The organism is Streptomyces sp. NPDC029292, from assembly GCF_055569295.1.
This window is the reverse complement of record NZ_JBVHXR010000006.1, coordinates 53,775-76,629: the sequence shown is the minus strand read 5'-3', so window position 1 is coordinate 76,629 and position 22,855 is coordinate 53,775. Positions and strand designations below refer to the sequence as shown.

Below are 22,855 nucleotides of genomic sequence, written 5' to 3'. Positions count from 1 at the left end.
GGATGCTCGAACTGTCGAGAGGTTTCAAGGAGGCCCGAGATGACGGACGACGAGCGCAGCCGCCCCACCGTTCACGCCCTGCTCCAGGACGGCGCCACCGTGTGCATTCGGTCCGTGAAGCCCGGCGACCGCGAGTCACTGCGTGGCCTGTACGAGGAGATGTCGCCCGAGAACCTGCGGCTGCGGTTCTTCGCCGCGAGCCGCCGCTGCGCCGACATGGCCGCCGACCGGGCCTGTGCGCCACCGCGCCCCGGATACCGGGCACTCCTCGCCGAGACGCGCGGCCAGGTGATCGGCCTGGCCGAATACGAGTCCGGACACGACGCGGACACCGCGGAATTTTCGATCGCCGTGGCCGACGGGCTGCACCACCGGGGTGTCGGCACCCTTCTCGTCGAGCACTTGATTTCCGCCGCCCGTGCGGACGGCATCACCACGTTCACGGCCGACGCGCTCTCGGAGAACCACGAAGTGCTTCGGCTCTTCGCCGACCTGGGCCTGCGGACCGCACGCCATTTCGAGGGCCCCGAGGCGCGCTGCACCATCGCACTCGACGAGGACGACGCCTACCTCACGGCTGTCGAGGCACGTGGCCGGGCCGCCGACGTGGCCAGCCTGGAGCCGTTGCTGCGGCCGGACGCCGTCGCCGTGGTCGGTGCCGGGCGCAGGGCGGGGTCGGTGGGGCGGGCCCTGCTGCACCATCTGCACGCGGGCGGCTTCACCCGGCGGCTTTTTGCGGTGAACCCCAGCGTCACGTCGATCCTCGGGGTGCCGTCCTACCCGTCGGTCAGCGCGCTGCCCAAGGTCCCCGATCTCGCGGTCCTCGCGATCCCGGCCGCAGCCCTCCCTGCCACGGCCGAAGAGTGCGGCAAGGCCGGCGTACGGGCGCTGCTCGTCGTGTCGGCCGGGCTCGACAGCGACCAGGCGGAAGCGGTGATTGCGGCGTGTCGCACCTACGGCATGCGGCTCGTCGGGCCCAACTGCCTTGGCGTCTCCAACACCGAGCCGAGGCTCCGCCTCGACGCCACCTTCGCCGCAGACCACCCCAGCCCCGGCACGGCGGGTGTCGCCGTGCAGTCCGGAGGAGTGGGCATCGCCCTCCTGGACGGCCTGTCCCGGCTCGGCATCGGCGTCTCCTCCTTCGCGTCCCTCGGCGACAAGTACGACGTCAGCGGCAACGACATGCTGCAGTGGTGGGAGAGCGACGGCCGCACCGACCTCGCCCTGCTGCATCTGGAGTCCTTCGGCAATCCGCGCGCGTTCTCACGCACCGCTCGGCGCGTGACCCGCCGCATGCCCGTCCTGACGGTCGACGCGGGCCGCACCGAGGCCGGTCGTCGCGCCGCCACCTCGCACACCGCGGCCGCCGCGACCCCGACCATGACGCGGCAGGCCCTGTTCACCCAGGCGGGCATCACCGCCACCCGCTCGGTGGGCGAGCTCCTGGAAACCGCCGCACTGTTGCACTCCCAGCCACTCCCGGCCGGAACCCGCGTGGCGATCGTCACCAACGCGGGCGGCGCGGGTGTCCTCGCGGCCGACGCATGCATCGAGGCCGGGCTGTCCCTGCCTCCCTCCACCCCCGCTCTGATCGACGACCTGCTCGCCGTGCTGCCCCAGGGTGCCGCCGTGGGCAACCCCGTCGACGTCACCGCGTCCGTCACGGAGGACCAGCTCAGGGACTGCGTGGACCGGCTCCTGCGGTTCTCGGACATCGACGCCGTCCTCCTCGCCCTCGTTCCCACCGCGGTCGCCGCGGCGACCGGCGACGACCTCGTCCGGGCGCTCACCGACGGACCCGGCCGTCGGACCCGGCCGGTCGCCGCGGTGCGGCTGGAGCAGGACCTGCCGGTCAGGCTGCTGCCCGCGAGGGAGGGGGGCACGATCCCGTCGTACGCAGAGCCGGCAGCGGCGGCAAGGGCGTTGGCGCATGCCGCCCGGCGCGCAGCCTGGCTGAGCCGACCTGCGGGCACGGTTCCAGAGCTCGTCCAGGTCGACACGGCCCGGGCGCACGCGGTCGCCGAGACCTACCTCGCCGCCCACCCGGACGGCGGCTGGCTCGATCCGCGCACCTGCGCCGAACTGCTGGCCTGCTATGGAATTCCGCAATTGCCCTGGGCGTGGGCCGAGGCCGAGGACGACGCCGTCATCGCCGCGAAGCGGCTGCGCGGCCCCGACGGCCGTGTGGTCATGAAGGCCCACTGGCCCGGTCTGGTCCACAAGAGCGAACAGCACGCCGTGCATCTCGATCTCGAAGGTGACGCCCAAGTGCGCGCCGCTTTCCGGGACTTCGAGACCCGGTTCGCCGGACTCATCACCGGGGTGGTCGTCCAGCCGCTGGCCGCGCGCGGCACCGAACTGTTCGCGGGCGTGGCGCAGGACGAGGTCTTCGGCCCGCTGGTGCTGTTCGGGCTCGGCGGTACGGCGACCGAGGTGCTGGCCGACCACGCGGCCCGCCTCGCCCCGCTGACCGACCACGACGTTCACGACCTGATCACCGCCCCGCGCTGCGCGCCGCTGCTCTTCGGCGCGCACGGCGGCCGGCCGGTCGATCTCGAAGGCCTCGAACAGCTTCTGCTGCGTCTGTCCCGCATGGCGGGCGACCTGCCGCAACTCACCGAGGCCGACTTCAACCCCGTCCTCGCGACTCCCGCCGCGGTCACCGTGCTCGACGCACGCGTCCGCCTGCTGCCGCGCCGAGCCCAGGACCCCTATCTGCGCCGACTGCGCTGAGGAGGAACACACATGAAGCACAACAAGGTCGGATCCGTGATGGCGACCGAGGTCGTCACGGCCCAGTACGGCACCCCGTTCAAGGAGGTGGCGCGGCTGCTGGCCGAGCACCGCATCAGCGGGCTGCCGGTCGTCGACGAGGACGAGAAGGTCCTCGGCGTGATCTCCGAGACCGACCTCATGGCCCGGCAGGCGGACATACCCGACCCGTACGAGACGAAGCGCCGCTTCCGGTTCACCGGGCTGACGCGCCGCGCCCGCCGGCAGGCCGCGAAGGCGCACGCCCGCACGGCCGGACACCTGATGACCGTGCCATCGATCACCGTGCACGCCGACCACACCATTGCCGAGGCCGCCCGGACGATGGCGCAGCACCGCGTGGAGCGGCTGCCGGTGGTGGACGAAGAGGAACGGCTCGTAGGCATCGTCACCCGCCGCGACCTGATCCGGGTCTTCCTGCAACCGGACGATGTGATTCGCCGGGAGGTGATCGACGAGGTCCTCGTCCGCTCGCCGTGGCTCACGCCCTCACTCGCGTGCACCAGGGTGTCGTCACGCTCGACGGCCACGTGGAGCGCAAGAGTGAGGCGGAGACAGCCGCCTCCATGACCAACCGGATCGACGGCGTGGTCGGGGTGGTCGACAAGCTCACCTACCGGCTCGACGACTCGCACCTGAGGCCGGACGAGCCTGCGGTGCACGGTGTCACCGAGGACTGGCTGCGAAGGCTCTGAAAGGAGGCGCACCGCCATGCCGAGCAATGTGCTGGTCGCCTATGGAACGAAGAACGGATCGACCGCGCGGATCGCCGAGACCATCGCAGAAGTTCTGCGCAAGCAGGGAGTGCAAGCCGAGGCGAAGCCCGCCCGGTCCGTCACGAGTGTGGACTCGTACGACGCCGTAGTGGTCGGCGGCGGGTTGTACGCGGGGCGCTGGCACAAGGACGCCCGTCGCTTCGTCCGCCGTCACGGGCGTGCGCTGGTCGGGTGCCCTCTGTGGTTCTTCAGCAGCGGACCGCTCGATGCCTCGGCCTCGGAGAAGGACATCCCGCCCGTCCCCGGCGTGCAGCGGGCCATGACCCGGCTCGATGTCGATGAGCACGTCACGTTCGGTGGCTGTCTCGAAGAGGGAGCGAAAGGATTCATAGCCCGGAAGATAGTTTCTTCCGGGAAGGGCGGGGACTTCCGTGACTTCGAGCAGATCGAGGCATGGGCCGCGCATATAGGCACCGAGCTGGTGGCCGGGGCCCCGAGGAGCTGAGCCGTACCCGTCGGCCGACCGGTCCGCAGCAGGACCTGCGGCTCCGGTCCGGTGCTGCTGAAGTACCGGACCATGCCCCTCAGCGCTTCGGCGCAACCGGGCCCCACCCGGTCTTCGGCCCATTGCACAGTGATGCCCAGGCCTTCCGAGCAGTACGGTGAGGGCAGGCGAACTGGTGCGCGGTCGGTCTCTTGTCCGCTGAATCGGCCGGAGGAAGCGATGGGCGTGGACGCGCGCGGGGGTTCCGAGCAGCATTTGCCCAAGTTTCGGCTCGACGAGTTGCTGGGCGAACTACAGGTGCGCATCGACGCGGTGCGGGGTACCCGGGACCGCCTGCACAGCCTGCTGGAGGCCGTCCTGTCGGTCGGGCGAGAGCTGGACCTGCCGCAGGTGCTGCGCAGCATCGTCGAGGCCGCCGTGGTCCTGGTCGACGCCGAGTACGGGGCGCTGGGCGTGATCGGCAGCGACCGGAAGTTGTCCGCGTTCATCCCCGTCGGCATCGACGAGGAGCAGAGGTCCGAGATCGGGGCGCTGCCCAGCGGGCACGGGATCCTGGGCGAACTCATCCGGCACCCGGTGCCCCTGAGGCTGCCGGAGCTCTCGGAGCACCAGGCGTCGTACGGCTTCCCGGCCCACCACCCCCCGATGCACTCCTTCCTCGGCGTCCCGATCCGGGTACGCGACGAGGTGTTCGGCAACCTCTACCTCACCGAGAAGCGAAGTGCCAAGGAATTCGACACAGAGGACGAGTCCGTCCTGTCGACGCTGGCAGTGGCCGCCGGGGTCGCCATCGAGAACGCACGGCTGTACGAGGAGACCAGGCTCCGCGAGCGCTGGCAGCGGGCCAGCGGCAAGGTCACGAGCATTCTTCTGACCGGCGCGCCCAGCGCGGAGGTGCTGGAACTGATCGTCGACGAGGCCCGGAAGATCGTCTCCGCGGACATGGGCATGATCGCGGAGCGCCTGACGGGTGACGAGACACTGCGGCCGGTGCTTGCGGTCGGCCTGGGCACGGAGCAGCGCAGCGGACTGGTGCTGCCCGCCCGGGACGGATTCGTCGCCGCCGCACTGAGCTCCGCGGAGCCGGTGGTCAGCGCGGACATCGAGCACGACTCCCGCACCGGTGAGGGGGAGCCCCAGTGGGCCGGGCTCGGACCCGTGGTCGCGGTGCCGCTCGGCACCAGCGGGAAGGCGCGAGGCGTGCTGCTGCTCGGGCGAGTGCCGGGCGGTACGCCGTTCGGCGACGCGGACACCGGACCGCTGCTCGGGTTCGCCGACCAGGCGGCGCTTGCCCTGGAGCTGGCCGAACGGCGGCGGGACGCGGAACAGATCGCGCTGCTCCAGGACCGCGACCGTATCGCTCGTGACCTGCACGACCTCGCCATCCAGCGGCTCTTCGCGGCCGGGATGACGCTGCAGAGCGCCCAGCGCTTCATGGAGCACCCCGAGGGCATGGAGCGGCTGACACGAACCGTCGACGACCTCGATGACACCATCAAGATCATTCGATCCACGATCTTCGGCCTGCGTACACACGGCGGAAGCGGCAGGGAAGGCAACGGATTGCGGGGCCGGGTGTCCGAGGCGGTGACGGCATCCACCACATCGTTCGGATTCCCGCCCGCGCTACGGATCGAAGGGCTTGTCGAGACGGACGTCCCCGACCACATCGCGGACCACGCGGTCGCGGTGCTCGGCGAAGCGCTGAGCAACGCGGCCCGGCACTCCGGCGCTCAAGCCGTGGACGTTCGACTTCAGTGCGCCGGTGGCGAGTTGACGCTCACGGTGACGGATGACGGCTGCGGAGTGCCCAGCGACGTCCAGCGCAGCGGGCTCAAGAACCTGGAGGAGCGGGCCGTCGGTCTCGGCGGAACACTGACGCTCGCCGAACGGCCGGAGGGCGGCGGCACGCGGCTGGTGTGGCGGGTTCCCGTGCGCGCGGACGGCGACGCGGCGGGAGGCTGACCCGTCGGAGGGCGTGGTCCCGGCCGCGGGTCAGGACGAAGAGGGCAGGCCGGGAGGACTCAGCGCGTCGGGTGGTCGGTGGAGTCGGGCTGTTCGAGGTGGCTGGCCAGGACGGCCGCCTGGACTCGGCGCTGGACACCGAGTTTCGCGAGCAGCCGGGAGATGTGGTTCTTGACCGTCTTCTCGGACAGATAGAGCTTCTTGCCGATCTCGCGGTTGGTGAGTCCGTCACCGATCAGCGCGAGAATGTCCCGCTCGCGGGGCGACAGACTGGCGAGCTCGGGTGGCAGGGCCGGTGCCTCGGTGGGGTCCGCGCGCAGCGAGCGCATCAGCCGGGCGGTCGTCGTGGGGTCCAGCATCGACTGACCGGAAGCGACCGTGCGTACCGCCGAGACCAGGTCGGAGCCCTTGATCTGCTTGAGCACATAGCCCGAGGCTCCGGCCATGATCGCGTCGAGCAGCGCTTCCTCGTCGTCGAACGACGTCAGCATCAGACAGGACAGCTCCGGCATCTGGCTGCGCAGCTCCCGGCAGACGCTGATTCCGTCACCGTCCGGCAGGCGGACATCGAGGACGGCCACATGCGGACGCAGCGCCGGCACGCGCACCAGCGCGTGCTCGACGCTGTCCGCGTCGCCGACCACCGAGATGTCCGGCTCGGCGTCCAGGAGGTCGGTCAGACCGCGGCGTACCACCTCGTGGTCGTCCAGCAGGAAGACCCGGATGGGGTCCTGTTCCGAAAAGGTACGCGCCTCGGCCATGACGACCCCTTGTTCGCTGGTGGACTGCGGACCATGAGCTGACTGTGACGACGATCATCGCCCTGCGGAACCGAATGCACTAGGTGCCGACCGGCCCAACCAGAGCGTAGTTGTGTGTTCGGCCCCGGGTCACGGCTGCGGTTGGCGGGCCGGGCCGGTCAGCTCGAAGTCCACGTCCACCACACCTTCGACGGCCCGCACCAGACGCGCGGCCACGGGCACCAAGGAGGTGTCCCTGACCTCGCCGGCGAGTGTGACGACGCCCTCCCGCACCTGCACACGCACAGGGGACAACGGCGCGCGGAACAGGTACGCCACGACTTCCCTGCGGACCTCGGCGATGTCCTCGTCGTCCCTGAGGAACACCTTGAGGAGATCGCCGCGGCTGATGACGCCTTCGAGCTTGCCTGTCTCATCAACGACGGGGAGCCGCTTGACCTTGGCGTGTGCCATGATCCGGGCGGCCTGTGCCAGGGTCGCGTTCGCCTGGACGGTGAGAGCCGGCGACGTCATCAGCTCCCCGGCGGTCAACGCGCCGGCCTTATTCAGGTCCGAGAGGCGCCGTAGTTGCGTAAAGCGGTCCGGGTCGCTGTCGCGGAACTCCTCCTTGGGCAGCAGATCGGCCTCGGAGACGACGCCGATCACCCGGCCCTCGCCCTCCAGGACGGGCAGGGCGCTGACCTTCCACTGCTCCATCAGTTGCACGATTTCCTTGAAGTTGGCCCCACGGCCGACGGCTGCGACGGTGTGGGTCGGCTCCCATGCACGGTGACTCCTTGGTGGATTCCGACGCGGTCAGCCGCGGTTTCCGCTGCCATAGGGCGCGTACAGGTCCAGCAGCCGGGTCCTGGCCGACCGCAGTCGATGGGCGACGATGTCACCCACCCACTGGGCCACTGCCATTCCCAGCGCGGGATCGGCCTGACACATGGCGCGTACCACCTCGGCGTCGAACTCGTACGCACGCACCGGGCTGGTGGCCTCGGCGCCCAGGTGCCAGGTGCGCGGTCCGAACAGCCAGGACCAGCCGATGAGTTCGTTGTGCCCGAGGGTCTCGATGACGGCCGCGCGTCGGCCAGGCACATGGATGTCGAGGGCCACCGTGCCGGTCCGGATGATCCAGAATCGGTCCGCGCGCCGTCCCTCCTCGAACAGGCGGGTTCCCTGGGGGAACGACACCTCCCGGGCGATGCCCATCAGTCGCTCGCTGTGGCCCGCGGGCAACGCCCGCAGCATGCTGGAAGTGGGGGAAGCGTTCATGATCCTGTCCTCTTCCGGGGAGCGTGATCCTGCCAACTCCAATCTCGCCCCAGCACCCCGCCTTCACCATGGGCCACCCGGCCCCGAGGCCGGGCCGCATGGCATCGGTCAGAGCTGAGGTCGAGCCTGTCCCCGCGCCATGCGGGAGGGATGCCGCTCGTGCCGTGGGCGCTGGGACAGCCTTGGGCCGAAGGGCCCTTCGGAAGGGCCTGCCCGGCCCCTGCAACCGTGCCCGCCCCGGTACCAGGCTCGATGGGGAGAAGAGGAATCCACGGGCATGCAGGCAGGAGGTGCGGATCATGCTTCGACACGTCGCCGCGGGGATCGATGGTTCTCCCGAAAGCCTGGCCGCCGCGCACTGGGCGGCCCGGGAAGCCATGCGCCGAGGCACGGCGCTGCGCCTGGTGCACGCATGGGAGTGGCAGCCGCGGCCGGCCCCGTCCGTGCCCGCGGACATGTCGCAGCGGTCCTGGGCCGAGGACCTGCTGGCGCGAGCAGCGGACAGCGTGCGCGCCGCGCACTCCGGCCTGCAGGTCATCGACCAGTCCGTGGCCGACTCGCCGGTGGCAGCCCTTCTGGCGGCGGCCGAGCAGTCGGATCTGCTGGTTCTCGGCTCCCGCGGACTCGGCGGCGTCGCGGGGTTCCTGACGGGATCGGTGTCGCAGCGGGTCGTCGCCAGATCACCGAATCCCGTGGTGCTGGTGCGCGCGGGAGAGTGCGCGGCCGACGAGCACTTCTCGGCGGTGGACGGGATTTCCCCCGACGAGATACCCGAGACCCCCTACCGCGACGTCGTTCTCGGCCTCGGCACCGACCGTCCCTGTGACGAACTGATCGAGTTCGCCTTCGACGCCGCCCGACGCCGTGGAGCCCCCCTGCGGGTGATCCACGCCTTCAGCGCCCCGTCGGCCTTCGCGGCGGTGGACAGGCTCGCCCCGGTGAACGGCCCGGAGCTGCTCGCCGAGCACGAGCACGCAGTGGTCGCGACGCTGCGCCCCTGGTGCGAGAAGTTCCCCGGGGTCGCCGTCGCCGAGACCGTCACCGAAGGGCGTGCCGCCAGTGAGCTGGTACGCGCCTCGGCCGGCGCCGCCCTCGTCGTGGTGGGACGCCGGACGCGGGAAGCCCGTCCTGGCACCCATGTCGGCTCGGTCGCACACGCCGTGCTGCACCACGCGCCCTGCCCCGTTGCCGTCGTCCCGCACGTCTGAACAGCCCCGGAGGGTGAGAGAGATGACCCGGTACGTCCGACGTCGCCGAGGGCGGCCGTGACATGGCGGACCTGCTCGGCGGCAAGAGCGCGAACCTCGCGGAGATGACCCGGCTGGGACTGCCCGTACCGCACGGCTTCACCGTCACCACCCAGGCCTGCCGGGAGTACCTGGCCACCGGTGAGGAACCCGGGGAGCTGGGCGCCCAAGTCGCTCACATACTGGCCGAGTTGGAGCGCCGGACCGGCCGTGAGCTGGGCGGCCGGGACAACCCGCTGCTGCTGTCCGTGCGTTCGGGCAGCAAGTTCTCGATGCCCGGGATGATGGAGACCATCCTCGACATCGGCCTCGGCGACGAATCCGTCATCGGACTCGCCAAGGCCGCCCGTGCACGATCAGGAAGCCCGCCACCACCGCGGTGATCACGGCTGGTCCTGCGGGACAGTCGGCTCCGAGCCGCCCATGTCGAGGCGGAACGGCGGGTAAGTGTCGGTCATCAGGGCCGCGTACGCGGCGACTCGCAGCACCCACCGGTTGAGGCCGAGGATCAGGTCGTACAGGTCCTTCGGATACTTCTCGGTGAATGCCAGGATCACCGCGGCGATGACCGTCAGCACGGTGATGAGTCCGCCACCCCACCAGCCGTGGTGGACGCCGCCGAGGAAGAAACCGATGACGATGTAGTGCGGAATGGCCAGGAGCCACCACTTCACCAGCACCAGACCGCGGGAGAGCCGTTCCGGATGGGCGATGTCCAGCCGCGCGGGGTAGTCCGGTTCCTCGCCCAGGCTGAACGGTGGATACCTGTCGGTGCCCAGGGCGCCGTACGAGTAGTAGGCGACTCGCCAACTCCACCGCAGTACGCCCAGGTTGAAATCGAAGAGCGGGCGCGGATAGCGCTCGGTGAACAGGATGGCGAAGAACGCGATCACGCTCACCACGGTGAAGGCGATCCAGAGGAAGAACAGCACCACGTAGTGCGGAATGGCCAGAATCCACTTCACCAGCCACAGCCACTGGGACAACGGTGCGTCCAGACGTGCGTTCACCCGGACCGGACGGTCCGGGAATCCCACCAGAGTCGTCATGGTGATCAGCTCCTTCACCCCGGCGTGTGAGTGGCCGGGTCGGGCTCAGGACCAGTCTCGCCGTTTCGCGAAGCGACGTCGCACGGGCCGTGTCGGACCGACCTGGGAGGCCGGTCGACCTCCGTGACCGGCCGTGTTCGGTGCGTGCTCGTGCCGCGGCGGGGCTACGACGACGGGGCGACCACGACAGGGAGGCCCCGCGATGTCGACTCCGCCTGGACGGTTGGACCATTGCGGAGGCCAACCGCTCCAGGTCATGTGGTCTTGTGTCCCCACTGCGGTCCGAGCCGGTCCCACTCGCGGGCCCATTGGTCGTAGCGGCGCTGATCGAGCCGCCATTGCGCGACGCGGCCGGCGGCGAACGCAAGGCCGGCGAAGGCGACTGCGGCCCCGGCACCGAGCATGCCCGCCTCGAAAGCCGCCACCGAGGCGGTCGGCGGCTCCGTGGTGGGCTGTCCCGCGCTGTTCAGCCAGATCACGACCTGCGATCCGGCCTGGTGCCCGGAGCCCACCAGGGCCCGGCCTGTGTGGGTGGAGCCGTCCGACGCCGTCCAGCGGGCCATCGCCCTGACCCGGTCATAGGTCGTACCTTCCACCGCCGGCGCTATCCGTGTCGTGCTCTCGACGAGGACGGCGCGGACAGAGTGCCGCCCGTGGCGCAGTTGCCCGAAGGCATCGTCGGCGGCATGGGCTGTTACCACGCCGACCAGGGCGCCCCCCAACGCGATGACGGTCCAGACGGCCAGAACGATCCAGGCCTCGACGACGTCGTCGTGCCGACGCAACGGATTGCTCCGCCACCGCCACAGCAACTGCCTCGCACGCTTTGTCCTGCGCATCGCGATGCACCTCCTCGTCGCCACAGACAACAACGTGACAGGTGGGCGTGGGTGGTGGCAGGGGCCGATCGGACGGCATCGCTGGGCCGACCGGGCTCACTCCCATCCGGCGTTGGGCCGTTCGGCCCGGGTTGGTGAGGAGCGGTCGGCTTGGTGCGCTCACCCACAGGCGGCGCCGGCGTGGAACGGGCCCGCTCGGTCCGGCAATGGGGACCGACCGGCCCATGCGGAGGGCAGCTGCCACGGTCAGGCTGGACAGAGGAGGTCAATCCGCGCACGAGGAGGCCGCCCAGCGGTGTCCAAGCAAAGCCGGAATCAATGATTCCGGCGGGAGCGGAGGGGCCGCGTGTCGGGTGTAGGGGCCGGCTGCTTACTCATCGTCGTCCCGGTCCCTTACGACCGGCAGCGGCCAGGTCCAGGAAGGGATCGACATGAAGGCACTGGTATTCCACGGCTCAGGGAAGTCCGCATGGGAGGACGTCGCCGACCCCGGCATCCAGGACGCCGGCGACGTGATCGTCCGCGTCGATGCCGTCACCATCTGCGGGACCGACCTGCACATTCTCAAGGGCGATGTCCCGGAGGTACGCCCAGGCACCGTGCTCGGGCACGAAGCCGTCGGGGAGGTGGTCGAGGTGGGCAGCAACGTCCACACGGTCGGCCCCGGGGACCGTGTCCTGGTCTCGTGCATCACGGCGTGCGGCCGTTGCCGGTTCTGCCGCGAAGGCACGTACGGGCAGTGCCGCGACGGCGGGGGCTGGATTCTCGGCCACCTGATCAACGGCACGCAGGCCGAGTACGTCCGCGTGCCACACGCCGACCTGTCCACGCATCTCCTGTCCGGCGCGTTGGAGAGCAAGGATGCCGTGCTGCTGGCCGACATCTTCCCCACCGCCTACGAGGTGGGTGTGCTGAACGGGCGGGTACGGCCCGGAGACACCGTCGTCGTGGTCGGTGCAGGGCCCATCGGGCTCGCCGCGATCGCCACGGCGCGGTTCTATACGCCCGAGAAGATCATCGCCGTGGACCTCGCACCTGCCCGGCTGGACGCGGCCAAACGCCTTGGTGCCGACGCCGTGGCCGTGGCCGGCGAGGAGGCCGAGCAGCTGGTGGCCGACCTCACGCAGGGCCTCGGAGCCGACGTGGTCATCGAAGCGGTCGGGGTGCCGGAGAGCTTCGAGATGTGTACGCGCATGGTGCGGCCAGGCGGGCACGTGGCCAACGTCGGCGTGCACGGAAAGCCCGCGACACTGCACCTCGAAGACCTGTGGATCAAGAACGTGACGATCACCACCGGCCTGGTCGACACGCACTCCACTCCGACTCTGCTGCGCATGATGGCCGCCGGCCACCTGTCCGCCTCGTTCATGGTCACCCACACCTTCCAGCTCGATGCCATGGAGGAGGCGTACGACGTCTTCTCGAGAGCCGCCGATACCGGCGCGCTCAAGATCGTCCTCGGCGGGCAGCAGCACGATGCCCTGACGGTCAGGACGTCCTGACAGGAAGAAGTGATGGGCCATGTCCGAACAGACACCGCTGAACGCGATGGCCGCAGAGGCGGCAGACGCACACGGCGACATCGGGCGTCGCATCGCCGAGCGACGTGAGGAGCTCGGCCTGACCCGGGAGGAAGTGGCCGACAGGGCGGGCACGGCTTCCGGTTACATCCAGTACCTGGAAGAACAGCCCACCGCCATGCCGGGCGTCAGCGTTCTCATCCGGCTCGCCGACGTCCTGCAGACCAGCGTGGCGGCCCTGCGCGGCGGTGAGGCCGACCTCCCACCGGGGATCGGCAAGGCCGCCCGCCACCCCGAGCTGATCGAAATGAGCGCCGAGGAGAGCCGGCAACGGCTGTCCACGCACGGCGTCGGACGGCTCGCTGCGACCACCCCCGACGGGCCGCTCGTCGTCCCCCTGAACTACAGCGTCGTCGACGGTGAGATCACCTTCAGGACAGCAGCCGACACGGCGGCCGCCCACGCCGTCGGAACCGACGTCGCCTTCGAGGTCGACCACATCGACGAGGTACTCAGCAAGGGCTGGAGCGTGCTCGTACGCGGCCGCGCGCGTGCCGTGACGGACCCCGACACTGTGCGCCGGCTGGAGGAGCTCGCGTACAGCGGTCCGTGGGCGGGCGGAGAGCGCCTCCTGTGGGTGTGCGTCGACCCGGTCGCCATCTCCGGGCGACGGATCGAGGTCCCCTGACCCGGATGCCGACGGGCGGACACTCTCCGGCCGCCCTGGACCGATGGTCCCTCGCCGCTGAGGCCCGTCGCCGCACACGATGAGACGCATACCCCTGTACCGCGTGAAAGTTGAGCGCCCGTAATGAATCCCAACGACGGCTTCCGAGAACTCGGCCGCCAGGAGTGCCTGCGCCTGCTGGAGCGGGCACCGATCGGCCGCGTCGTCCACACGCGGCACGCTCTGCCCGCGGTGCTGCCCCTCAACTTCTCCCTGGACACCGACTCCGCGGTCCTGCTGCGCACTTCGGCGGACTCGGAACTGGCCGATGCGATCGACGGTGTGGTCGTCGCCTTCGAAGTGGACGAAGTCGATGCCGCAGCGCACTCCGGCTGGAGCGTCGTCGTCACCGGCCGTGCCACGGTGGTGACCGACCCCGTCGAGCACCGACGGCTGTCCCGGAGCGGTCCGCGCTCATGGGTGGCCTCGCCCGAAGAGGTCTTCATCCGCATCGCGGCCGAGCTGGTGACGGGCCGTCAACTCGTCGGCGGGCGCACGGTCTACGGGATCGACCTCTCCTCCTGAGAACCGTCCGACTCTCCACCTGAAAGCCGTGTGGGCGCCCTGCTCGTACGACACACGCCCGTGCCGTGCCGTGCCTCGCCTGCCTCGATCGTCTTCGACCAGGCGGAGAACCGGCTGCACATCGTCAAGGCCGTACTCGTCGCCCCCCTGGAGGACCGAGCCATGCGCATCGTCATCGCCCTCGGCGGCAACGCCCTGCTGCACCGCGGCGAATATCCCGACGCGGCCGTCCAGCAGACGAACATCGACCGGGTGACCACCGCGATCGCCGCCCTCGCCCACGAGCACGAGATCGTTGTCACCCACGGCAACGGCCCCCAAATCGGTCTGCTCGCCATCGAGAGCGCTGCCGATCCCGCCCTCAGTGCCCCCTATCCGCTGGACCTGCTAGGCGCCCAGACCCAAGGCATGATCGGCTCCCTGCTGGCCCGCACCCTCCGCAACGCGCTCCCCGGACGCCGGATCGCCGCGCTGGTCACCCACACCCTGATTCGAGCCGACGACCCGGCCTTCGACCGTCCCACGAAGTTCGTCGGCCAGGTGTACTCCTACGAACTGGCGGCGTCACTGGCCCGTAAGTGTGGCTGGCACATTGCCGCGGACAGCACCGGCTGGCGCCGCGTCGTCCCCTCCCCGGTGCCCGAGCGGATCGTCGAGACCGAGACCATCCACGAACTGCTCAACAGCGGCACGCTCGTCATCTGCGCAGGCGGTGGGGGCGTCCCCGTCGTCGCCGACCATGACACCGGGGCGCTTACGGGAGCAGAGGCCGTCATGGACAAGGACCTGACGGCGGCCCTGCTCGCCGAGGACCTGAAGGCCGACTTCCTGCTCATCCTCACCGACGTGCCCTGTGTCTACGACGGCTACGGCACCCCCCACCAGCGGCCCGTGCTCGGTGCCACGCCCGCCGAGCTGCGCCGGGGCGGCTTCCCGGACGCCTCGATGGGCCCCAAGGCCGAGGCCGCCGGCCGGTTCGTCGAACGTACCGGCGGACTGGCCGCGATCGGCGCTCTGGACGCGGCGTACGAGATCGTCCACGGCAGGTCGGGCACGCTCGTCCGGCCGGACCTGCCGGTCGCGTGAGTGCTTGTGACCGCGGGGTCGACAGGCCCTCGCCGGCGGCGGTGAGGACGATCGCGTCGCTGCGGTAGCGGCGACCTCACCCTGCGGGGCGAGATCACCTACCGGACCGCCCGCGGCCGGGCCGCCGCACCCCTGCCGAACGTCAACCTCATCGTGCTGAGCGCCCGCGACATCGCCGTCCTGACCGTGACCTACGCCCGGCCCCCGGCCGCGGTCGCCGAATGAGGCCGCGCACCGATGCTTGATGGCCCGGGGGCACTTGGTCACACTGGGCGGTGTGGACGGCTCTCCCGCAGGCGACCCCGGGCTCTTCGGCCCCTCCTCGGTGACCTGGCAGATGCACGGTGACCCCATGATGTGGGTCGCCGGGATCCGTGCGCTCTATTTGCAGGCGCTGCATCCGCGCGCGGTGCGGGGTGTCATGCAGAACTCGGACTTCCGGCGCGACGCGTGGGGCCGGCTGATGCGGACCGCGAACTTCGTGGGGACGACGACGTACGGGACCAGTGAGGCCGCCGAGAGGGCGGGGGCGAGGATACGAAAGATTCACACGATGCTCACGGCGACGGACCCGGACACGGGGGAGCGGTACCGGATCGACGAGCCGGAGCTGCTGCTGTGGGTGCACTGCGCGGAGATCGACTCCTATCTGCATGTGCTGCGCCGCTCGGGGTTCCGTCTCACGGACACGCAGGCCGACCGCTACATCGGTGAACACCGGGTCGGCGCACGGCTGGTGGGCCTCGACCCAGAGGCCGTACCTGCGGACCGAGCCCAACTCGCCGCGTATTTCGAGAAGGTGCTGCCGGACCTGGCGGCGGGGCCGGAAGCGCGGGAGGTGGACGACTTCCTGACGCGTCCGCCGACCCACCCGTTGCTCGTACCGGCGCGCGCACTGCTGTGGCGGCGTGTGGCGCGTCTGGCGTACGCCTCTCTGCCGCCGTACGCCCACGAGTTGTACGGCAGGCCGGCCCCGCCGCCCGCCACGGTGACCCGGCGCCTGCGTGCCACGGGCACCTTGCTGCGCTGTGTTCCCGCACGTCTGCGCTGGCAACTCCCGCCCAAACACATTCTGCGCGCCATGTCACGGCTCGGCCCCGGCTCACGCCCGGCGCCGTACAAAGTCGGCAGATAACTCGCCATACTGGACGGGCCGGGGGAGGGCGCGGGGCGAGCAGCGACGGGGGCGATCGCGGGAGATGGCGGAGACCAGGCTGATCCAGAGCCGGTACCGGCTGCTCGATCTGATCGGGCGTGGCGGGATGGGCGAGGTGTGGCGGGCGCGCGACGAGTCGCTGGGCCGGCAGGTCGCCGTGAAATGCCTCAAGCCGCTCGGGCCGCACCACGATCAGTCCTTCACCCGTGTCCTGCGGGAGAGATTCCGGCGCGAGGCGCGGGTGGCCGCCGCACTGCAGCACCGTGGGGTGACGGTCGTCCATGACTTCGGCGAGGCCGACGGTGTGCTGTATCTGGTGATGGAGCTGCTGGAAGGGCGGAACCTCAGTCAGCTCCTGGAGGACAACAAGCATCATCCGTTACCGGTCGCCGATGTCGTCGACATCGCCGACCAGGTGTCCTCCGCGCTCGCGTACACGCATCAACAGGGCATTGTGCACCGCGACTTGAAGCCCGCGAACATCATGCGGCTCGCCGACGGCACGGTGAAGATCTGCGACTTCGGCATCGCGCGCCTCGGCCACGACATCGGCTTCACGGCACGGCTGACCGGCACCGGCATCGCGATGGGCACCCCGCACTACATGTCGCCGGAGCAGATCAGCGGTGCCCATGTCGACCAGCGCAGCGACCTGTACTCCTTCGGATGCGTGCTCTACGAAATCGCCACCGGGGCACCGCCGTTCGACCTCGACGACGCCTGGGCCGTCCTCGTCGGACACCGTGACACGCCTCCGGAACCGCCGCGCAACCACCGGGCCGAACTCCCCGAGTACGTCGAGAAGATCATCCTGGATCTGCTCGCCAAACAGCCCGAACAGCGTCCGCAGGACGCCCGTGAACTCGGCCGCCGCATCAGCGCGGGCCGCACGACTGGGGTGTACGTGCCGACCGTGGTGTCGTCGGCCGTGCGGCAACCCGCCGCCGGGCAGCGGACCTTGGCGCCCTCGGCCCAGGCGCGTCCGGAGCAGCCGCCGTCGCGCGAACCCCGGCTGCCCTCCTGGACCAGCGGCATGACCACCGGCCACAAAGCGACCGGCGCCGAACTGCGCACCACCCCGCCGGACGCCGCGGCGGGCCTCACCGGCGACTGGATCGCGCGCCCCTCCACGGCCGCCGAGCGCGAGCCCGAGGTCACCGAACGCCCCACCCCCTCACCGGAGTTGATCACCACCCTGGCCGGGCGGCACAATGCGGGCCTGAGTCTGGGGCGGCTCGGCCGGTGGACCGAGGCGGGCGAGGTGCACCGCGCGGTCGCCGCCGAGCGCGAGCACGCTCTCGGGCCCGACCACCCCGACACCCTCGCCAGCCGCTACGAGGTCGGCTTCACACTCAGCCGCACCCGACGCCCCGCAGAGGCACTGCGCGAGTACGCCCATGTCGCCCAGGCCAGGGATCGGGTGCTCGGCGCCGACCACCCCGACACCCTCGCCGCGCGGCAGGAAATGGCGTACGTGCTGGGCCAGTTGGGCCGCCACTTCGAGGCGCACCAGGCCTATACGTCGGTGCTCGCCGTCCGGGAGCGCGCCATGGGCCCCGACCATCCCGACACCCTGCGCTGCCGCCACAACCTCGCCTTCAACCTGAGCAGGCTGGGACGTCTGGAGGACTCGTACCGCATGGCGAGCGAGGTCGCCTCCGCCCGCGCCCGGGTACTCGGCCCCACCCACCCCGACACGCTCGTCACCCGGTACGAAGTCGCGTACGCGCTGGGTCAGTTGGGGCGCTGGCCCCAGGCGCTGCACACCTACCAGGAGGTCGCCGAGGCCCGTGCGCAGGCCCTGGGCCCCGACCATCCGGACACGCTTGCCGCCCGCTACGAGGTCGGCATCAGCCTCGGACGGCTCGGCCGCAGCGCGCAGGCCCTGGAGCTGTACCGCGACCTGATCGACGACCGCACGCGCGTGCACGGCCCCGCACACCCCGAGACGCTGCGCGCCCGGCACGGACTCGGCGTCAACCTCGGCCGTATGAGCCGCTGGGAGGAGGCCCTCGCCGAGTCCCGTGACGTGTGCGCGATCCGTGAGCGCGTCCTCGGCGCCGACCACCCGGACACCCTCGTCAGCCGCCGCGAGGTGGCCGTCGGCCTCGGCTGGCTCGGCCGCTGGGCCGACGCCCTCACCGAGTACCGCCGCGTCGCCACCGCCCGCGAGCGCGTCCTCGGCGCCGACCACCCCGACGCCCTCGCCAGCCGCAACGACGAGGCCCACTGCCTGGAACAGCTGGGGCGCGGCCAGGAGGCGGTGGAGCTGTACCGGAGGGTGGCGGCGTTACGGCAGCAGCGGGCGTCCGGAGGGCACTGAGCATCCGGGAAGGCGTCCGTGCCCCACGGCACCAGGTGCCCGGGAAGGCGTCCGTGCTCCACGGTACGAAGTGCCCGGGAAGGCGTCCGCGTCCCCATCCGGCTGCCCGCCGCCTGCCGCGCACCTCTGGTCGTCGTAGATCATCTCGTGCTACGAAGAACCATGCCTGCACACGAGGGATACGACGCCGTGATCGTCGGCGGGGGCCACAACGGGCTCGTCGCCGCCGCCTATCTGGCCCGGGCCGGGCGGTCCGTGCTGGTGCTTGAGCGCCTGGGGAACACCGGGGGCGCCGCCGTGTCCACCCGGCCGTTCGCCGGGGTCGACGCGCGGCTGTCGCGCTACTCGTACCTGGTGAGCCTGCTGCCCCGCAAGATCGTGCGGGATCTCGGCCTCGACTTCCGGGTCCGCGGCCGCACCGTCTCCTCGTACACGCCCGTCGAACGCGACGGACGGCCCACCGGGCTGCTCGTCGGCGGTGGCGAGCGGCGCACCCGGGAGGCCTTTGCGCGGCTGACCGGCTCGGACCGCGAGTACCAGGCGTGGCAGCGGTTCTACGGGATGACGGGCCGCGTCGCCCAGCGGGTGTTCCCGACGCTCACCGAACCGCTGCCCACCCGGGACGAGCTGCGCCGCCGCGTCGACGACGAGGACGCCTGGCGCGTGCTGTTCGAGGAGCCGGTCGGCGTCGCCGTGGAGGCGAACTTCGCCGACGATCTCGTCCGCGGTGTCGTACTCACCGACGCGCTCATCGGGACCTTCGCGGACGCCCACGACCCCTCGCTGCGGCAGAACCGCTGCTTCCTCTACCACGTGATCGGCGGCGGTACCGGCGCCTGGGACGTGCCGGTGGGCGGCATGGGCGCCCTCACGGACGCGATCGCCGCGGCGGCGCGCAACGCGGGTGTCGTGATCGCCACCGGCCACGAGGCGGTGCGCATCGAGACCGACGGGCGGGCCGCCGAGGTCACCTACCGGACCGCGGACGGAGAGGGCGTCGTCGCGGCCCGGCACGTCCTGGTGAACGCCTCGCCGCAGGAGCTCGCGACCCTCACGGGCGACGAACCGCCGACGCCGGCCGAGGGCGCCCAGCTCAAGGTGAACATGCTGCTCAAGCGGCTGCCGAGGCTGCGCGACACCTCCGTCGACCCGCGCGAGGCGTTCTCCGGGACCTTCCACATCGCCGAGGGCTACGAGCAGTTGGCGAAAGCCCACGCGCAGGCCGCGTCCGGGGAGCTGCCCAGCGCGCCGCCCTCCGAGATCTACTGCCACTCGCTCACCGACCCGACCATCCTCGGCCCGGACCTGATCGAGCAGGGCTACCAGACCCTCACGCTCTTCGGCCTCCACACGCCAGCACGCCTCTTCGCACGCGACAACGACGCCGTACGGGAGGAACTGCTGAAGTCGACCCTGGCACAGCTGGACGCCCACCTCGCCGAGCCGCTCGCGGACTGCCTGGCCACCGACGCGGACGGCCGCCCGTGCATCGAGGCGAAGACCCCGCTCGACCTGGAGCGCGACCTGCGGCTGCCCGGCGGCAACATCTTCCACCGCGACCTCGCCTTCCCGTACACGCAGGAGGGCACGGGCCGCTGGGGCGTCGAGACCCGCCACGCGAACGTCCTGCTGTGCGGGGCGGGCGCGGTGCGCGGCGGCGGGGTGAGCGGGGTGCCCGGACACAACGCCGCCATGGCGGTCCTGGAGGAGCAGGACCCGGCAGGAACCCGCTAGGCAGCGGCCTCGTCCTGCTGCCCCGTCCGCTCGAAGGTGAGGATGGCGACGCCGTCGCCGACGACCCGGGAATCCGTCAGACGCAGACGCTTCTTGCCGGACGTGGCCCCGAAGAGGCGCTTCCCGGTCCCGAGGATGACCGGGAAGACCATCAGGCGCAGCTCGTCCACCAGGTCGTGCTCGATGAGGGTCTGCACCAGGCGGGCGCTGCCGTGGACCACGATGTTCCCGGACTGCGTCCCCTTGAGGTTCGTGACCTCTTCGATCACGTCGCCGCCGAGGACCGTGGAGTTGTTCCACTCGGCCTTGTCGAGGGTCGAGGAGACCACGTACTTGGGCATGCTGTTGAACTTGTCGGCGAAATCGCCCTCGCGAGAGGGCCAGGCGGCGGCGAACCCTTCGTAGGTGACCCGGCCGAGCAGCAGGGCGTCCGAGTCATGGGTCTCGTCGAGCTTGAACTGGTTGCCCTCCTCTCCCCGGTCGATCTCGAAGCTCCAGCCGTCGTACTTGAAGCCCTCGCCTCCGCCGGGCGCCTCCAGGACGCCGTCGAGCGAGACGAATTCGGTGACGATGATCCTTCCCATCCCTTTGCTCCCTTTCAGAATGAGCATGGGGCATGACGCACCGATTGTGTCGCTCTCATGGTGATGAGCAAGGACCGCCGCGATACCCGCTGTGGGGAACCCTTCAGTCGCCGGACTCCGCCCAGCCCACCGCCTCGATGCGCGCGGCGTCCGCCGGCCGCGCCTCGTCGAAGGCGACCCGGTCACCGGCCTCGACCCGCAGGCCGTGGACGTAGGCGCCACGGCCGACGTACAGCCGGTCGGTCGTGTACCGCCAGCGCAGTGCGAGCCGCGGTGCCTCCGGCAGGATCGCGGTGAGCCGGTGCCACACCCGCCCGGACCAGCCGGTGACCGAACCGGCCGGATGCTCCTGCGGATCGTCGCCCCGCGGCACCGTCGTGAACGGGACCGGCTGCCAGGTCGTGCCGTCGTCGGTCGACCCCTCCAGGAAGAGGAGGTCCGACTGGGGTTCGGTGTCCCACCACAGGCCGCAGCGCAGTCGTGCGCAGCCCGCGGTGGTGTCGAGCGTGGGCAGGGTCAGTGTCGCCGTCGTCGCGTTCGCCATCCCGGAGAACCAGGACGTACGGCCGCGCGCGGGGCGGACCGGGACGGCTCGCGCCAGGTTGTTCCCGGCGGCGACCCGGGGAGCGGAGCCGGACCGCCAACCGCGCACGGGATGCACGGAGTTGCCCAGGACGATCAGGAAGGAGTCGGTCGTCGGGTCGAGGACGAGCGAGGTGCCGGTGAAGCCGGTGTGGCCCGCGGTGCGCGGTGTGGCCAGCGCGCCCATGTACCAGTGCTGGTAGAGCTCGAAGCCGAGGCCGTGCTCGTCGCCCGGGAAGGCCGTGTTGAAGTCGGTGAACATCAGGTCCACCGTCTCCGGCTTCAGGATGCGCGCCCTGCCGTACGCGCCGCCGTTGAGCAGCGTCCGGCCGAGGATCGCGAGGTCCCAGGCGCAGGAGAAGACGCCCGCATGGCCCGCCACCCCGCCGAGCGAGTACGCGTTCTCGTCGTGCACCTCGCCCCACACCAGCCCGCGGTTCAGCCCCGACCAGGGCAGCCGCGCGTCCTCGGTGGCGGCGATCTTCGGTCGCCAGGAGGCGGGCGGGTTGTAGCGGGTGCGGCGCATGCCGAGCGGGTCGGTGATCTCCTCGCGCAGGAGTGTGTCGAGGGTGCGGCCGCTGATCTTCTCCAGGACCAGCTGGAGGGAGATGAGATTGAGGTCGGAGTAGAGGTACTTGGTGCCCGGTGGGTTGAGTGGTGCCTCGTCCCAGATGAGCTGGAGCTTTCCTTCGCGGGTCGGCGCGTTGTAGAGGGGGATCCAGGCGCGGAACCCGGAGGTGTGGGTCAGGAGTTGACGGATCGTGATGTCCTGCTTGCCGCCGCCCGCGAACTCCGGGAGGTACGTGGCGACCGTCGCCTCCAGCTCCAGCGCGCCGCGCTCCATCTGCTGGACGGCGAGGATCGACGTGAACAGCTTGGAGACGGAGGCGAGGTCGTAGACGGTGTCCTCGGCCGCCGCGATCTGCTGGTCGGCGGGGAACTCGACGCCGGTGTCGCTCTTCTCGTCGTACGCCGAGTAGCGCACCGCCATGCCGATCGGCTGATGCAGGGCCACGGTGCCGCCGCGCCCGGCGAGGAGCACGGCGCCCGCGTACCAGGGGTGTTTGGGGGAGGGGCCGAGGAAGGCCTCGGCGTCGGTGACCAGTTGACGCAGATGTTCCGGCAGCAGACCCGCTTGCTCGGCCGATCCGTGCCGCAGGACCGGCCGGGCGCTGCCCTCCTTCGAAGCCGCCGCGGATTCCGAAGCCGCCTCGGGCTCCGAAGCCGCCGCGGGTCCTGCGGGGAAGGGGGCGATGGCCAGGGCGCCGCCCAAGGCCAGTACGCCCTTGCCCAGTTGACGACGGGTCAGCCCGTCGGTCGTTCTGCCCGCCGCTTCTCCGGTCATCGAGGAGCCTCCCGCCGCGCCGTCCTGAAAGTATCTTTCCGGATTCGCCATGCGGGGTGAAACTTTCCTGTCAGCCGTAGGGTGTGTCAACCCTGTCCGAAGCCCGGTCGTGTCGTGTCCAGAAATCTGACGGAGCATCAGAAAACCCCTTCCCTCGTC

Annotated in this window: 17 protein-coding genes and 4 pseudogenes; 14 read left to right on the top strand and 7 right to left on the bottom strand. The window is 70.7% G+C overall.

Annotated elements, in window-relative coordinates; translation table 11 throughout:
* Positions 1-39: 39 nt before the first annotated feature.
* The 4 genes and pseudogenes from ACZ4WS_RS15520 to ACZ4WS_RS15505 all read left to right on the top strand — a co-directional run bounded on the left by ACZ4WS_RS15520 (position 40) and on the right by ACZ4WS_RS15505 (position 5,958).
* Entirely contained in the window at positions 40-2,733 is a 2,694-nt protein-coding gene (locus ACZ4WS_RS15520) for a bifunctional acetate--CoA ligase family protein/GNAT family N-acetyltransferase (RefSeq protein WP_467980655.1), read from the top strand.
* Between the two features lie 12 nt (positions 2,734-2,745).
* Positions 2,746-3,467, top strand: a pseudogene (locus ACZ4WS_RS15515) (CBS domain-containing protein).
* 16 nt (positions 3,468-3,483) lie between these two features.
* Positions 3,484-3,993 carry a flavodoxin domain-containing protein gene (locus ACZ4WS_RS15510; RefSeq protein ID WP_467980653.1) on the top strand — a complete coding sequence of 170 codons (510 nt, stop codon included), beginning with the start codon at positions 3,484-3,486 and terminating at the stop codon, positions 3,991-3,993.
* Positions 3,994-4,212: 219 nt separating this feature from the next.
* Entirely contained in the window at positions 4,213-5,958 is a 1,746-nt protein-coding gene (locus ACZ4WS_RS15505; protein ID WP_467980652.1) for a sensor histidine kinase, read from the top strand.
* A gap of 59 nt (positions 5,959-6,017) precedes the next feature.
* On the opposite strand, the gene ACZ4WS_RS15500 is transcribed toward ACZ4WS_RS15505, so the two are convergent.
* From ACZ4WS_RS15500 to ACZ4WS_RS15490, 3 genes and pseudogenes are all read right to left on the bottom strand, one after another.
* On the bottom strand, positions 6,018-6,719 hold the full coding sequence (locus tag ACZ4WS_RS15500) for a response regulator (RefSeq protein WP_467980650.1): 702 nt from the start codon (positions 6,717-6,719) through the stop codon (positions 6,018-6,020).
* Positions 6,720-6,848: 129 nt separating this feature from the next.
* Positions 6,849-7,472, bottom strand: a pseudogene (locus ACZ4WS_RS15495) (CBS domain-containing protein); the annotation flags it as partial.
* A 42-nt stretch (positions 7,473-7,514) separates the two neighbouring features.
* Positions 7,515-7,979 (bottom strand): Crp/Fnr family transcriptional regulator, encoded by a 465-nt coding sequence (locus ACZ4WS_RS15490; RefSeq protein WP_467980649.1) that lies wholly within the window; start codon positions 7,977-7,979, stop codon positions 7,515-7,517.
* 299 nt (positions 7,980-8,278) lie between these two features.
* Here ACZ4WS_RS15490 and ACZ4WS_RS15485 point away from each other — a divergent pair, with 299 nt between their 5' ends.
* Positions 8,279-9,187 (top strand): universal stress protein, encoded by a 909-nt coding sequence (locus ACZ4WS_RS15485; RefSeq protein WP_467980647.1) that lies wholly within the window; start codon positions 8,279-8,281, stop codon positions 9,185-9,187.
* A gap of 22 nt (positions 9,188-9,209) precedes the next feature.
* A pseudogene (locus tag ACZ4WS_RS15480) lies at positions 9,210-9,573 on the top strand (PEP/pyruvate-binding domain-containing protein); the annotation flags it as partial.
* A gap of 36 nt (positions 9,574-9,609) precedes the next feature.
* Here ACZ4WS_RS15480 and ACZ4WS_RS15475 read toward each other — a convergent pair.
* Both ACZ4WS_RS15475 and ACZ4WS_RS15470 read right to left on the bottom strand, forming a co-directional pair.
* Positions 9,610-10,275 (bottom strand): DUF4389 domain-containing protein, encoded by a 666-nt coding sequence (locus ACZ4WS_RS15475; protein ID WP_467980645.1) that lies wholly within the window; start codon positions 10,273-10,275, stop codon positions 9,610-9,612.
* Between the two features lie 254 nt (positions 10,276-10,529).
* Positions 10,530-11,114: an Rv1733c family protein gene (locus tag ACZ4WS_RS15470; RefSeq protein WP_467980643.1), complete on the bottom strand. Its 585-nt coding sequence runs from the start codon at positions 11,112-11,114 to the stop codon at positions 10,530-10,532.
* A 431-nt stretch (positions 11,115-11,545) separates the two neighbouring features.
* Here ACZ4WS_RS15470 and ACZ4WS_RS15465 point away from each other — a divergent pair, with 431 nt between their 5' ends.
* The 8 genes and pseudogenes from ACZ4WS_RS15465 to ACZ4WS_RS15430 all read left to right on the top strand — a co-directional run bounded on the left by ACZ4WS_RS15465 (position 11,546) and on the right by ACZ4WS_RS15430 (position 20,185).
* Positions 11,546-12,616, top strand: a complete 1,071-nt coding sequence (locus ACZ4WS_RS15465; protein ID WP_467980641.1) for a zinc-dependent alcohol dehydrogenase family protein — start codon at positions 11,546-11,548, stop codon at positions 12,614-12,616.
* A gap of 19 nt (positions 12,617-12,635) precedes the next feature.
* The gene (locus tag ACZ4WS_RS15460; protein ID WP_467980639.1) at positions 12,636-13,322 is read left to right on the top strand and encodes a helix-turn-helix domain-containing protein; all 687 of its coding nucleotides are present in this window, start codon (positions 12,636-12,638) and stop codon (positions 13,320-13,322) included.
* Positions 13,323-13,445: 123 nt separating this feature from the next.
* Entirely contained in the window at positions 13,446-13,886 is a 441-nt protein-coding gene (locus ACZ4WS_RS15455) for a pyridoxamine 5'-phosphate oxidase family protein (RefSeq protein ID WP_467980637.1), read from the top strand.
* 72 nt (positions 13,887-13,958) lie between these two features.
* A pseudogene (locus tag ACZ4WS_RS15450) lies at positions 13,959-14,042 on the top strand (ornithine carbamoyltransferase, subunit I); the annotation flags it as partial.
* A 6-nt stretch (positions 14,043-14,048) separates the two neighbouring features.
* On the top strand, positions 14,049-14,972 hold the full coding sequence (locus tag ACZ4WS_RS15445; protein WP_467981084.1) for a carbamate kinase: 924 nt from the start codon (positions 14,049-14,051) through the stop codon (positions 14,970-14,972).
* 244 nt (positions 14,973-15,216) lie between these two features.
* On the top strand, positions 15,217-16,107 hold the full coding sequence (locus ACZ4WS_RS15440) for an oxygenase MpaB family protein (RefSeq protein ID WP_467980635.1): 891 nt from the start codon (positions 15,217-15,219) through the stop codon (positions 16,105-16,107).
* Positions 16,108-16,171: 64 nt separating this feature from the next.
* On the top strand, positions 16,172-18,451 hold the full coding sequence (locus tag ACZ4WS_RS15435; protein WP_467980633.1) for a serine/threonine-protein kinase: 2,280 nt from the start codon (positions 16,172-16,174) through the stop codon (positions 18,449-18,451).
* A 162-nt stretch (positions 18,452-18,613) separates the two neighbouring features.
* Complete coding sequence (locus ACZ4WS_RS15430; RefSeq protein ID WP_467980631.1) at positions 18,614-20,185, top strand: phytoene desaturase family protein; 1,572 nt, start codon at positions 18,614-18,616, stop codon at positions 20,183-20,185.
* Here ACZ4WS_RS15430 and ACZ4WS_RS15425 read toward each other — a convergent pair.
* Both ACZ4WS_RS15425 and ACZ4WS_RS15420 read right to left on the bottom strand, forming a co-directional pair.
* Positions 20,182-20,769: a dihydrofolate reductase family protein gene (locus ACZ4WS_RS15425; RefSeq protein WP_467980629.1), complete on the bottom strand. Its 588-nt coding sequence runs from the start codon at positions 20,767-20,769 to the stop codon at positions 20,182-20,184. The genes ACZ4WS_RS15430 and ACZ4WS_RS15425 overlap by 4 nt on opposite strands.
* A gap of 103 nt (positions 20,770-20,872) precedes the next feature.
* The gene (locus ACZ4WS_RS15420) at positions 20,873-22,696 is read right to left on the bottom strand and encodes a serine hydrolase domain-containing protein (RefSeq protein ID WP_467980628.1); all 1,824 of its coding nucleotides are present in this window, start codon (positions 22,694-22,696) and stop codon (positions 20,873-20,875) included.
* Positions 22,697-22,855 lie beyond the last annotated feature (159 nt).